The organism is Aliarcobacter cibarius (assembly GCF_013372265.1).
Lineage (GTDB): Bacteria > Campylobacterota > Campylobacteria > Campylobacterales > Arcobacteraceae > Aliarcobacter > Aliarcobacter cibarius.
Map to the genome: position 1 here is coordinate 368448 of NZ_CP054051.1, position 13568 is coordinate 382015.

The window sequence follows — 13568 nt, forward strand, 5'->3', positions numbered from 1 at the left end:
TTTTAAGAATTATTAATAGTAGTAATACTATCTGCTACATAATCTAGTAGTTTAGACTAGTTTTTTTTATCATAAACTAAAACCATCATCAACAATTATATTTTGTCCATTTACATACTTACTCATATCACTTAATAAATAAACTAATGTTCCTTTTAAATCACTATTATCAAGCATTCCTTTATTTAAACATTTTTCTTTATATTTTTCTAAAAAAGCTTCTGGTTGATTATCAAAAATTCCTCCTGGACTCAAAGCATTTACTTTGATATTCATACCTTTAAAATATTTTGCCATATATTTTGTAAGATGAATAAGCCCTGATTTTATAGCTGCATATTCAACAGGCATAGTCATATGTGTATTATCATATATTTCAAATTTTGGAGCAACTATACCATAAATAGAACTAATATTGATAATATTTCCATTTCCTTGTTTTTTAAAATATTGAGCAAATTGTTGAGATGCAGTAAAGTACCCTCCTAAATTTAATCCCAAATTTTGTATAAAATCTTCATATTCAACATCGAAAAAATGTCTTCCATAGTTTTTATTTCTAGGATAAGCATTGTTTACTAAAGCATCAATTCTTTGATATTTATCATTTAAAGAATCTATACAATTATTTAAAGAACTTTTTGAAGTAATATCAAGTTTTATAAAATCTATATTTATAGTATTTAACTCTTTTGATAAATCGTCTTTTACTTTTAATCCTATTTCTTTATTTATATCTGCTATTATTGCTATGCCACCATTTTCAACAACAGCTTTTACAAATTCTTTTCCTATAAGACCTGCTCCACCTGTAATTACTACAACTTTTTCTTTAAGCATTATTTTTTTCCTTCATTAGAAATTCTACAAATTTAAAATCAAGTTCATTATCTATATCTATTGATCTTTCTTCTGGCATAACATAAAGCCCAGTATTTTCTAAGAATAGAGAGTCTTTATTTAAAATAATATCTCTTTTCCAAATATAAATTGAAGCATTCATATCATAGCTTTTTGGAGCATCTTGTCTTCTTACAATTGAATTATCAAGTTTTTTTGATAAATATACTTTTCCATCTTTATCTTGCTCAACTAAATTAAAATATGGACTTCTTCTACTAGGCATTGCTGTTATTAAATTATCATTGTCATTTTCTTTAAACTGTTTAAAAGAGTTTATTATATCTTCTACACTTCTAAGAGGTGCAGTTGCATCTAAATCAATCAAATAATCAAAAGTTTTATTATAGTGTTCTTCACTTCTTTTAAAAGCATCTTTTATAACATCAAGTTTACCTGCAGTATCACTTGCCATTTCTTCACTTCTTTTAAAAAAAACCTCTGCTCCATATTGTTTTGCTACATTTGCGATATCATCACTATCTGTACTAATTACAATATGTTCAAAAAGACCTGAATCTTTTGCCTGTTCTATAGTATAAGCAATAAGCGGTTTTCCATTTAATTCTTTGATATTTTTATTTTTAACACCTTTTGAACCACCTCTTGCACAAATTGTACATAAGATATTACTCATCTGTTTTGCTCCTGTATAGTTGATATAGTATCCATTACTTCTAAAGCTTCTTTAAAAGTACAGATATTTTTTTGTAGATTAAAAATATCTAAATGCATTTTTTCAAACATATAGTTTCTTTCCAAATTTGAAAAACTATATATTTCTTCAAGTCCAGTTTTATTTTTTTTAGTTAATTTAGCTGATATAAAATCTAACTCATAAGTATGTTCAAAAGTTTCAACAAATAATCTTCTATGAGTATTTTTACTTATATAATCTATTGAAATGTTTACCAAAATATCTTTGTATGTCTTTCCAATTAACATAGTTAAATCATCAGAATTTATCTCTAAATCGGAAATTTTCACCTGATAGCTTTTTATCTCATTTATTTGCCCACATAACCATTGAATATAATCAATTTCATGACTTAAATCTAATAATACTCCACCACCATCTTCTTTTTTTGCACTATAACAATCTTTATAATTTGTATTTGGTCTCCAAAATGGTAAGTATTGTCCACATTTTGCATTTGCTAAAATAATATTTTCATCTTTTAACAAGTCTTTTAATTTTTCAAGTAATGGATGAAATCTAAGAACATAACCAACAAATATTTTATTATTTATTATTCTTAAATCTTTTTTTGATTCGAATAGAGGTTTTTCACAAAAAATTAATTTATTTTTTACATTTTCTTCTAAATATTTTAATTGTTCGAAATGTTTGTTTGTTTCTGATGCTATTACAAAATAGTCATATTGGTTTATTTTATCTACAACTTCTAAATTTTTATAACAAATTTTATTTTCAATATTTTGTTTAGTAACCAAATCTATATTTTGAACTCCAAATAGTTTAGATAAAATGTCATAATGTCTTTTTCCAATTGAGCCAAAGCCTATAACTAAAACTTTCAATTAAAATACCAATCCATATTCTTCATTTGCTTTTTTATATTCTTCCATTCTTCCAATATCTAACCAATATTCGTGAATAGGAAAAGATAAAATTTTTCTTTTTCTTTCTATCAATATATTAAAAAGTGTTGGCATGTCAAAAAACTCATTTTTTGGAATAAATTCAAAAATATTTGGAGATAATACATAAATTCCTGCATTTACAAAGAATTTTTTTATTGGTTTTTCTACTATTGAAATTATTTTATCATTAATTGTTTCTACTACTCCATACGGAATTTGATACTCATACTCTCTTACACACATGGTAGCGTTTGCATTTGCAAAGGAGTGAAAATCTAATAAATTTGAAAAATTTACATCAGTTAATAAATCTCCATTCATTACAAAAAAAGGCTCATTTGGTTTATCTTTTAAAAGGCTCAAAGCTCCAGCTGTGCCAAGCCTTGTATTTTCTTTAATATAATCTATATTTACACCAAAATCACTTCCATCTTTAAAATAGTTTTTTATAATATCACCTTTATAGTTTAAGCTAATTGTAATATTAACAAATCCATGACTTGCAAAATTTTTAATAATTGTTTCTAAAATAGGCTTATTTCCAACTTTTAACATTGGTTTTGGAATATCCTCTGTAAGTGGTCTTAATCTTGTACCAAGTCCTCCTGCCATTAAAATAACTCTATTTCTCTTATTTGTAGTTTTAAGTAAAGTTGATAAATTTACTATATCAACTAAAATATTATTTTTATCTATAATTGGAATTTGATAAATTTGATTTTTTATAGCTTTTTGTATAATTTTATCTTTTGACTCGGTATTTAAAGATGTAATAGGTTTCTTAAAATATAAATCATTTATTGTATCATCTAAAGTATAATTTTTTAGAAGCCCTCTTCTAATATCTCCATCAGTTAAAGTACCTAACAATTTATCATTTTCATCAACTACTAATGCTATTTGCATCGAACCTTTATCTATTATTTCCAATGCTTCTTTTATTGTTGAATTTTGTTTTAATTTTATATTTTCTATGTTTTTCATAAGATTTCCTTTAAAAGCACAAAACTTTCAGCATATTCATAACCACAAGTAGCACCTCTAAGTGTTGCTAATGCTCTTAGATTTCTTTCACTTCGTGGAAATGGATGTTCTGCTATTTCACTTTGAAAAACTTTCATAATCTCAATTTTCTTATCAAAGTATTCACTTATATCTACAAATACATTTGGAATAAAACTATCTTCTTTAGTGCTTGGGGCAAACTCTGTTTCACTTAAAGTTTCTATCATATATATTTTTTTGACAAATGGGTATCTAAATGATTTAGTACAACTATAACTTGCTTCAAATATTTTTCTATGATCGCTATGAACATCACCTTTAAATGGAAGATATATAATATTTGGTTTAACTTCATTTATCACTTGTGAGATTTTTCCTACAAGTTCACTCATACTATATTCATCTACTTGCATAGTTTTTAATCTTAAATTATGCACACTATCAAAATTATATAGTTTTGATACTTCGTCAATCTCTTTTTCTCTTGTTTCATAATAGTTATGATTTTTATCTATGGTTGTACATATAAGCCAATGTATTTCATCTCCATTTGCTTTATGCTTAAGTAATGTTCCACCACAGCCCAATGTTTCATCATCTGGATGAACTGCTATTACTAGAATTTTGTTTTTCATATTAGTTTTCTTTTCGTATACCATTTTTCATCATTTAAATTAATTTCATCTAAAAAACTAACAATTTTTTTGTGAGCGTAGCCATCTCCATAAGGATTTATTAAATTTTTTACAAATTCTCTATAGTCTTCATCGTAAAAAGCTTTATTAATAGCATTCTTAATTATAATTTTATCATATCCTACAAATTCAACGTTTCCAGCATTTAACCTACCTTTTTGTCTATTTCCTATATTTACAACTGGCAATTTATAAAGTGGTGCTTCTAATATACCCATACTTGAATTACCAACTAAAACTTTTGCATTTCTCATTAAATTAACAAATATTTCTCTTGGTAAAGTTTTATAAAATTTTATGTTTTCATTACAATTATCATCTATAGCTTTTAAAATATCATAAGAACCCGGATCTGTATTTGGATAAATACCTATTACTTTAATTTTTTTCTCGATAGCAAATTCACTGATTGCTTTCATTGATATATTCATTTGTTCATAGCTATCTTTAACTTCCGATGATAATGGATGCTTTAAAACAACTATATATTCATTATTGGCGATGTCAATCTTTAGAAAATCACTTAACTCATTTCTATCAATTATTTTTGTTTCTAAAATATTATTAAGTGCAGGATTTCCACTAAAACAGATTCTAAACTCTTCTTCACCTAATTTTTTTATATTTTCTGCATAAGTATTTGCTGTAGCAAAATGAATATGAGCAAGTTTACTACAAGCTATTCTTATTGGATCATCAGAATTTCCATAAACAGGATCTCCTCCTCCAATATGGGCAACTAAAACATCCATATAATTACCAACAACACAAGTTGCTATACTTTCTTCTCTATCTCCAACAAAAATTAAAAAATCTGGTTTTTCCCTATCAACAGTTTGAGTAAGTCCTTCTATTAATAGTCCTACTCCTTTGGATCTTTGAGTTTTTCTATTTGTCATAAGTAAATAATCAATTTTTTCAACTATTTCAAAACCATCTTCTTCTATTTTTTCTAAAGTAAATCCATGCCAATCAGAAAGGTGAGCACCAGTAACAACAATTTTTAAATCAAAGTTTTTACTATTTTGTAACTCTTTTAAAACAGGATATAAAATATCATATTCAGAACGAATTCCAGTTACTGCTAATATCTTTTTTTTCATTTATTTTCTCCCAAAAAATTCTTTACTTCTAGTAAGCTATTAATATTATAATTATGTGGAAACTCAATATTTGAAGCATAACCATTCATAAATCTCAAAGCTTTTATTCCAACTTTTGTTGCTCCAATAATGTCTGTATAAGGATGGTCTCCTATAAAAAGAACATCTTCTTTTTTAACATTTAAAAGTTTTAAAGTTTGTATATATGGTTTTTCATGTGGTTTTTCAAACTCTTTCCCAAACTCTCTTGCATAAACTATTTTATTTGTAATTCTTTCTATATCTAAAACTCTAACTTTATTTTTTTGTGCTTCTAATACCCCATTTGTTATAATTGCAATATTTATATTTTTATTATTTAAATAATTTATTAATTCATAAGCTTCACTATACAATTTCAAATTACAATCAATACTCTTATACAATTCAAATAGTTGTTTTTGCTTCTCTTGTGAATAAAAATCTATTTCTTTCAAAATATCAGTAAAAATATCTCTACTCCCTAATATAAATCTATCATCAAAAATATTTTTAAATAAATTAAAGTCTATATGATAAATCCTTGAGAATTCTTCAAAAACCTTTAGGAAATATGAATTTTCATCATAAAGAGTATTATCTAAATCAAATATAACTGCTTTAACCATACATTACAACCAAACTTGATCAAAATATCTAACAAATGTTTTTGAAATTTTAAATTTAGATTTATCTATTTCAAGTTTATCTCCCAATGCAAGTTTTAAAGTTTCTAATGGAAAATTAAAACCTATGTCTTTATCAATTCCACTGCTTGCTCCAATTCTTGGATTTAAATCAAAAAGTACAATTCTACCATCATCTGTTGTAGCTAATTCCATATTATTGGTATAAGATAAATTAAATTTTTTAATAATTTTTGAAGCAAGTTCTTCTATTTTTTCATCATAATAAACTTTACCTCTGAAAGTTTGAGAAGCATTACCCCATTCTCTAGTATGATTTATAGTAAAAAAATTTTCTCCATCTTTACAAATAGAATAGATACTATAATATGGATCTTGTAGATATTCCATTACAATCAAATCATCAAAATTATTTTGATTTTTAAGAATATTATTGAAAAATTCAAAAGGATATTCATTTATAGGTTTTGATTTAAAAATATTTTCAAAATCAAATTTATCACTAAGAATATAAACACCTCTTCCTCCTCTTCCAAATCTAGGTTTTATCACAACTTTTTTATTTGGATAGCCTATTTTTTTTACTGATTCAATAAAATCTTGATAATTGTTTACAATAAAATACTTAGGGCAATGTTCTGGAATATTTTCTTTTAACTCTTCATAAACTTTTCCCTTATCGTAAGCTTTTATCAAATCTTCATACTGCCCAACAATAACTTTACAAGAGATTTTATCTATATATTTAGAAATAGCCAAATTATCTTCATTTCCACAAGGTAAAATAATATCTATGTTGTGTTTTTTTACTAAAGTTTCAACAAAATCAACAAATCCAAGTTCGTCCACGGTACTATTTGGTGAAACTTCAAAAATATCAACAAAGTTTCTACCAACTGCAAACTCAAATGCATCAACACCTATGATATTGATTAAATAATCTTTCGTATTCCTAAATGCTTTTAATATATCAGGGCTAGTCATACCACCAACAGTTGTTACTAACAAATTTATTTTTTTCATACTAGAACCTCTTTTAATTTTTTTGCAATAATTATAGAATCCTCTTCACTTATTAACATATGTATAGGCAAGGATATATGAGTTTTTGACAACCTTTCAGCATTTTGCATATTTTCTTTTTCGATATTTTCAAATAGAGGCTGATTATGTAATAGCGGAAAATATGGTGCATCAGCTTTTATATTTAAAGCATTTAATTTTTGAATAATTTCATCTCTATCATGATTATTCAAAAAGATTATAAATCTCCAATAAGAATGTCTACTATTTTGTGCAGGAACTTGCAAACGAACAATACCTTTATCTATCAAATTTGATAATTCATTTTTGTAAATATTTGCTATTTTATTTCTATGTTCTAAAAATTCTTCTACCCTTTTTAATTGATAAATTCCTAAAAGGCCTTGAAATTCTGTAAATCTATGATTTGAACCTAGATTTATAAATAATTCACCTTTGTAGTTTATATCCATTCCTCTGTTTCTTAGGCTTGCACATTTTTCATAAATCTCTTGATTATTCGTTGTTATCATTCCACCTTCACCAGTAGTCATTATTTTTGTAGAATAAAACGAGAAACAACCAATATCTCCAATATTTCCAGCTTTTAAGTCTCCAAAAGTTGCACCGTGAGCATGTGCATCATCTTCAACAAGTATGATATTTCTTTCTTTTAAATACTCTTTAATTCTTATTATATTTGTACTTATCATCCCTGCAAAATGTACTATTATAACTGCTTTTGTATTTTTATTAATAAGTTTTTTCATAAACTCAAAATCAAGTAAAAAATCATCATCAACATCACAAAAAACAATTTTTGCACCATTTTTCAAAACACAAGAACCAGTCGCTACAAAAGTTTGAACAGGGACGATTACTTCATCTTCACTAGTCAAATTTAGACTAGATAAAGCAATCTCCAAAGCACTAGTACAAGAATTTGTAGCTACTGCATAGTTAGTTTGACAATATGCAGAAAAGTCTTTTTCAAACTTTTGAACATTCTCACCCATAGTAAGCATTTTATTTCCATTTAACATTTCTCTTGTATCTTTTAAAATTTCTTCAATGTCATCTTTTGGAAAATATGGAAATGCTGTATTATATTTTTTCATTTTTCATATCCTCTATATATTTTTTTAATCCATCTTCTATTTTTAAAGGCTTAAAATTTAATAATTTTTGAGCTTTTGTAGTATCTATAATTACATCAAAGTCTAATGGTGGAAATTTATCAACTAACACTATTTTAGAGTTACTATTTGTTAATTCTATAATCTCTTTTGCTACATCAACTAATGTTAAAGAATTACTACTTCCTGCCATAAAAATTTCATATTTAGATAATTTTTGTCTATTTTTATAAACTTTATATAGAATATCAACTACGCTATCAATATATATTAAATTTCTATATCTTTCACCTCTACTGTATAATTCAATATTTTCATTATTAGTAGACTTGTTATGAAATAATTTTACAATTCCTTCTGAGTCATTTTTTCCAAATATTGATGGAAACCTAATTATAGATACTTGAATGTCAGTTTTTTCAAACTCTATAAACAAAAGTTTTTCAGAAATATATTTTGTTAGTCCATAATAATTAGATGGATTTGGAGTCATATCTTCATTGAATATTGTATTGTCTTCAAGTTTTGAAAAAATGCTACCTGTTGAAAGATAAATAAATTGCTTAACATTTAATTTTTTTGCTAAATCAATAATTTTTAAAGTTAATTCAACATTTGATTTATAAAATTCTTCATAAGTCTGAGCTCCTGATGGTAACTTTGATCCCGCATGATAAATTGTATTTATTTCAACTTTTTCAAAAAATAATTCATTAAAATTTTTAATATATTTTAAATTATTATGTTCAATTCCTTCTAAAAATCCAAAGCTATTATGAATGTAAACAAAAACTTTTAAATTTTTAGATAATAAATAATTTACTAAAGAACTACCAACAAAACCACTACCACCTACTACTAAGATTGCCATTTTTATTTTCTCAACATAAGTTATTAGTTTTTTCTAACACTAAATAATATCTTCCATGATTGTTATTCGTGATAATATTTTGGATAATGTGTTTTTCACACCATTTTATTTTAAAATTAGTATTTTTTATTAATTCTTCTATTTTTTCAATATTAAAAAAAGATTGAATAGTACCATTCTCATGTTCCGAGTTAACTTCTATCTCATCTACAAATTCTCTATTTACTTCTAGATTATTGATAAAAGTAATACTATCAGATGATATTAAACTTAAAAAAAAATATTTTTTTGTAACCCTATCAACCTCTAGAATTAAGTTTTTTGCTAATTCAAAAGTCATACTGTCCATAACCCCTTCTGAAATTGTAAAATCAAAAAAATTATCACTAAATGGAATTTTATTACCATCATAAACTGTTACAGATTGTTTTAAATCGTAACCAAAATGTTTTCCTAATTTTATAGCTTCATCTATAGCATTTTGAGATATATCAATACCATAACTGTCTATACAAAATTCTCTTAATAATATAGTCGTTCTTCCAATACCACATCCAAAATCTAAAGCTTTTAATGGTTCATTAAGGTTTAATAAATTTACAAATTCATCAGTAGACTTTCTTTTTTTAACAAATCTATTTAAAAATTTAACAACTTCCTCTTTTGGGTAGTATATAAAATTTTCTCCTCGTTCATAACTCTCTTCCCATTTGTCTTTTTTTATCTCAATCATTCTTTCTTACTCCTTTTAAATTTGTTTAATATATTAAATATTAAGCTCTTGTTCCTGTTACTACACAAACTTTTCTTTTCATATCAACTCATCTTCTTTATAATTTTTTATTTTATACTTCTGCTTTGCATTTTCTATTGCTCTATGAAGTCGTTTTTCAAACTTATCTTTTGGAGGTAAAACTGTAAGATATTTTGCTATATGAATATCGCTTTCTCCTAGTTCTAGCAGTTCTATTTGTTCTTCATTTTTATCACTACAAAGTATTATTCCTAAAGGTCTGTTTTCATCATCTTCTTTTTCATGTTTTTCCAAATATTTCAAATAAAGTTCCATTTGTCCTTTGTACTCTGCTTTAAATTTACCAAGTTTTAAATCAATAGCTATCAATCTTTTTAGTTTACGATTATAAAAAAGTAAATCTATATAAAAATCATCATTTCCTATTTGAACTCTTTTTTGTCGTGCTATAAAACTAAAGCCATTTCCAAGTTCTAATATAAAATTTTCAATATCTCTTAAAATCGCATCTTCTAAATCTTTTTCTAAATACCTATCGTTTAACTCTAAAAAATCTAAAATATATGGGTCTTTTAAAATAATATTTGGAGTTACAACACCTTCTTTTAATTTTTCTATCTCATAAGATATTAATTCATCTGGTTTTTTTGATAATACTGTTCGTTCATAAAGCATTGAATCTATTCTATCATTTAGTGTTCTTGTACTCCATTTATAAAGTTTTGTCATTTCTATATAAAATGTTCTTTTTAGCTCATCTTCTATATAAATTAAAGTTTTTAAATGAGTCCAAGTTAATTGTGTACTCAGCGAATGCACTATCTTTTCATCATTAAAAATTTTATAAAATCTAATCATATTTATAACATTTCTCTTAGAATAACCTCTTCCAAACTCTTGAGTTAATTGTGTACTCACTGAATGCACAATTTGTTCTCCATAATTGGCTCTTGAGTTTTTAAGTATGTCTTCTTCTATTTTTTTACCAATATTCCAATAAAGTAGAGTCAAAGATGAATTTACACTAATAGCTACTTGCTCTTTTGTAGCTAATATAATAGTTTTTAGGTCTTCTACTAAAATTTTATTGTCTATTAATTCTTTCATATTAACTCATCTTCTTTATAATCTTTAGTAGCGATTGTTCCAACAATTTCATCCCATCTCATAGGACTTATTCCATTTCCTGGTCTTTTTATCGCAAGATTATTTTCGCATAAAATCTCACCTTTTTTAATATCACATTTTGCAACTATTGATTTTCTAGCTATTGATTTATTCTTTGATTCACTCTTAGATGGTTTTTTAATACTACTTCCTAGAGCTAATTCTATATTTCGAATAGCTTTTACCATAGCTTTTAGTTCGTCTGGTTCTAAAGAAGCTTTATGGTCTGGTCCTTCCATAGTTTTATCTAAAGTAAAATGTTTTTCTATACAATAGGCACCCAAAGCAACAGCAGCTATATCAACTTCTATTCCCAAAGTATGGTCACTATATCCAAAAGCTATATCAAAGGTATTTCCTATTGTTACCATTGCTTTTAAATTTACATCTTCCATAGGAGTTGGGTATTCTGTATTTGCATGTAAAACTATGATATTCTCTTTTTTTGTTCCAGCATTTATTAATATATTCAAAGCATCTTCAATCTCTCCAATATTTGCCATTCCAGTTGAAAGTATTACTTTTTTATCTAATCTTCCAATATGTCTAAGATATGGTAAATTTGTAATTTCTCCACTTGGTATTTTGAATATTTCTAATCCTAAATCGTTTAGTAATTCGATACTATCATGATCAAATGGAGTAGATAAAAACATGATATTTTTTGATTTACAATAAGAGATAAGTTCTTTATGTGTATTTACATCTAGTTCAAGTTTTTTTATCATATCAAATTGAGACTCTAATTTGTCAGTAGTTTGTTTTTGATAATCTGCTTTTTGTGCATTTTTTGATACAAGCTTTTCAGCTTTAAATGTTTGAAACTTTACAGCATCTGCACCACTTTCACTAGCTACATCTATAAGCTTTTTTGCAAGTTCAATACTCCCATTATGGTTAACTCCAGCCTCTGCTATTATAAATACTTTTTTCACTTAGCTAAACCCCCAGCTTTTATAAATCCATTTATTTCTATATGTTCTTTTGAAACAGAATTACTTCCAACAAATGTATCTTCTTTTACAACTACACCACCATTTATTACACTAGCAGTTGAGATATGACAGTTGTCTTCTATAATACAATCGTGCTCTATTAAGGATTTACTATTAATTATACAATTTTTTCCTATTTTTACATTTGCATTTACAAGAGCATGATGCATAATAACTGTTCCTTCATCTATAAATGAATGTTTTGAAACATAAGCAAGTGGTGAAATGATAGTTGGAAAATCAAATCCTATATTTTTTGCTTTTCCAAATAACTTTTTTCTTAATTCATTTGTTTTTATATGCCCTATTGTAATAACTGCTTTTCTACAAGTTTTAAAGATAGTTTCCAAATCATCATCACAAGCAATTATTTCATAGTCTAAAATTTTTTTACCAATATTTTCTTTGGTATCTACTATTCCAACTATCTCATATCTATTTGTTTGTTCAATAACATCAATAACACTATGGCAATGTCCCCCACCACCAATAAGAACTATTTTTTCTTTCATTATAAAATCACCGAACTAGGAATATTTACAACTCTTTCTTCAAGATATTTTGCATTTTTTAAATCTGCTTTTTGGCAATCTTTATACATTTCAAGTTCATTCATAAGTTTCCAAATAGGTCTTGTCATTACACCATTTTTATTTGTAAATTCTAAAAACTCATCTTTTTGCTTTAAATCTTCTAATAAAACTGCTTGAAGCCAATAGTTTGATTTTGAATCTTTTGGTTCAGTTATAAAATCTATCTTATTCGATGTAAAAAATTCCTCATATTTTACTGCTAAATCTCTTTTTAAAGCTAAGAATTTTTCTAATTGCTCAAGTTGAGCTACAAGTAAGGCAGCATTTATATTTGGTAATCTATAATTATAAGCTATTTCATCATGTACATATTCATAAGGATGAGGAATTTTTGCAGTTGTTGTGATATGTTTTGCTCTTTTTGCTAATACTTCATCATCAGTAACAATTACTCCACCACCACCTGAAGTTATGATCTTATTTCCATTAAAAGAAAATGCTCCAATTTTTCCAAAAGTTCCAGTATGTTTATGTTTATAAAAAGAGCCTAAGCTTTCAGCTCCGTCTTCAACTAAAGTAATATTCCAAATATCACAAATGTTTTTAATCTCTTCAATTCTGCATGGATGTCCAAAAGTATGCATAGGAATACAAGCTTTTATCAATTTTTTTGTTGTTTTGTTAACACATTGATTATTTATAATTTCACAATTTTGCTCTAGAAAGTTTTTTAAAGAATCTGGACTTAAACCCATTGTATCTAGATCCACATCTACAAATATAGGTTTTGCTCCAATATATGAGATAGCATTACAAGTAGCTATAAATGTAAGAGGTTGTGTGATAACTTCATTATCTGTTTTTACATTTGCTAAAATTAGAGATATATGAAGTGCAGCTGTTCCATTTACAGTAGCTATTGCATATTTACTTCCTACAGTTTTAGCGAACTCTTTTTCAAATGTATCTACATATTTTCCAACACTTGATACAAATGTAGAGTCTATACAATCATTTAAATATTTTTTTTCATTGCCTATAAATCTTGGTTCATGTAAAGGTATAAATTCATTTGTTTTGAAAGTCTGTTTTATAAAATTAACTATATTTTGCATA

General features: G+C 25.8%; 15 protein-coding genes. All 15 read right to left on the reverse strand.

What is annotated here, in order from left to right; all coding sequences use genetic code 11:
- Window positions 1–69: 69 nt before the first annotated feature.
- The 15 genes from ACBT_RS01650 to ACBT_RS01720 all read right to left on the reverse strand — a co-directional run bounded on the left by ACBT_RS01650 (window position 70) and on the right by ACBT_RS01720 (window position 13567).
- Window positions 70–840, reverse strand: coding sequence for an oxidoreductase (locus ACBT_RS01650; protein ID WP_024775858.1), 771 nt, complete (start codon window positions 838–840; stop codon window positions 70–72).
- A complete protein-coding gene (locus ACBT_RS01655) occupies window positions 833–1537 on the reverse strand; it encodes an acylneuraminate cytidylyltransferase family protein (protein WP_024775857.1) in 705 nt (234 codons plus the stop codon). The genes ACBT_RS01650 and ACBT_RS01655 overlap by 8 nt, the downstream gene beginning before the upstream one ends.
- The gene (locus ACBT_RS01660; protein WP_024775856.1) at window positions 1534–2442 is read right to left on the reverse strand and encodes a Gfo/Idh/MocA family oxidoreductase; all 909 of its coding nucleotides are present in this window, start codon (window positions 2440–2442) and stop codon (window positions 1534–1536) included. The genes ACBT_RS01655 and ACBT_RS01660 overlap by 4 nt, the downstream gene beginning before the upstream one ends.
- Window positions 2443–3489, reverse strand: a complete 1047-nt coding sequence (locus ACBT_RS01665) for a nucleotidyltransferase family protein (protein WP_024775855.1) — start codon at window positions 3487–3489, stop codon at window positions 2443–2445. It abuts the gene before it with no gap.
- Window positions 3486–4145, reverse strand: coding sequence for a PIG-L deacetylase family protein (locus ACBT_RS01670; RefSeq protein ID WP_024775854.1), 660 nt, complete (start codon window positions 4143–4145; stop codon window positions 3486–3488). Before ACBT_RS01670 ends, ACBT_RS01665 begins: the two co-directional genes overlap by 4 nt.
- Entirely contained in the window at window positions 4142–5308 is a 1167-nt protein-coding gene (gene neuC, locus ACBT_RS01675; protein WP_024775853.1) for a UDP-N-acetylglucosamine 2-epimerase, read from the reverse strand. The genes ACBT_RS01670 and neuC overlap by 4 nt, the downstream gene beginning before the upstream one ends.
- Window positions 5305–5955, reverse strand: a complete 651-nt coding sequence (locus tag ACBT_RS01680; RefSeq protein WP_024775852.1) for an HAD family hydrolase — start codon at window positions 5953–5955, stop codon at window positions 5305–5307. Before ACBT_RS01680 ends, neuC begins: the two co-directional genes overlap by 4 nt.
- Before the next feature lie 3 nt (window positions 5956–5958).
- Complete coding sequence (locus ACBT_RS01685; RefSeq protein WP_024775851.1) at window positions 5959–6996, reverse strand: ATP-grasp domain-containing protein; 1038 nt, start codon at window positions 6994–6996, stop codon at window positions 5959–5961.
- Window positions 6993–8114 (reverse strand): DegT/DnrJ/EryC1/StrS family aminotransferase, encoded by a 1122-nt coding sequence (locus ACBT_RS01690; protein WP_024775850.1) that lies wholly within the window; start codon window positions 8112–8114, stop codon window positions 6993–6995. Before ACBT_RS01690 ends, ACBT_RS01685 begins: the two co-directional genes overlap by 4 nt.
- On the reverse strand, window positions 8101–9003 hold the full coding sequence (locus ACBT_RS01695; RefSeq protein WP_024775849.1) for an NAD-dependent epimerase/dehydratase family protein: 903 nt from the start codon (window positions 9001–9003) through the stop codon (window positions 8101–8103). Before ACBT_RS01695 ends, ACBT_RS01690 begins: the two co-directional genes overlap by 14 nt.
- Window positions 9004–9013: 10 nt before the next feature.
- Entirely contained in the window at window positions 9014–9736 is a 723-nt protein-coding gene (locus ACBT_RS01700; RefSeq protein ID WP_024775848.1) for a class I SAM-dependent methyltransferase, read from the reverse strand.
- Between the two features lie 78 nt (window positions 9737–9814).
- Window positions 9815–10864, reverse strand: coding sequence for a PDDEXK nuclease domain-containing protein (locus ACBT_RS01705; protein ID WP_024775847.1), 1050 nt, complete (start codon window positions 10862–10864; stop codon window positions 9815–9817).
- On the reverse strand, window positions 10861–11859 hold the full coding sequence (gene neuB, locus ACBT_RS01710) for an N-acetylneuraminate synthase (protein WP_024775846.1): 999 nt from the start codon (window positions 11857–11859) through the stop codon (window positions 10861–10863). The genes ACBT_RS01705 and neuB overlap by 4 nt, the downstream gene beginning before the upstream one ends.
- Entirely contained in the window at window positions 11856–12431 is a 576-nt protein-coding gene (locus ACBT_RS01715) for a NeuD/PglB/VioB family sugar acetyltransferase (RefSeq protein ID WP_024775845.1), read from the reverse strand. Before ACBT_RS01715 ends, neuB begins: the two co-directional genes overlap by 4 nt.
- Window positions 12431–13567, reverse strand: a complete 1137-nt coding sequence (locus ACBT_RS01720) for a LegC family aminotransferase (protein WP_034218803.1) — start codon at window positions 13565–13567, stop codon at window positions 12431–12433. Before ACBT_RS01720 ends, ACBT_RS01715 begins: the two co-directional genes overlap by 1 nt.
- Between the last annotated feature and the right edge of the window lies 1 nt (window position 13568).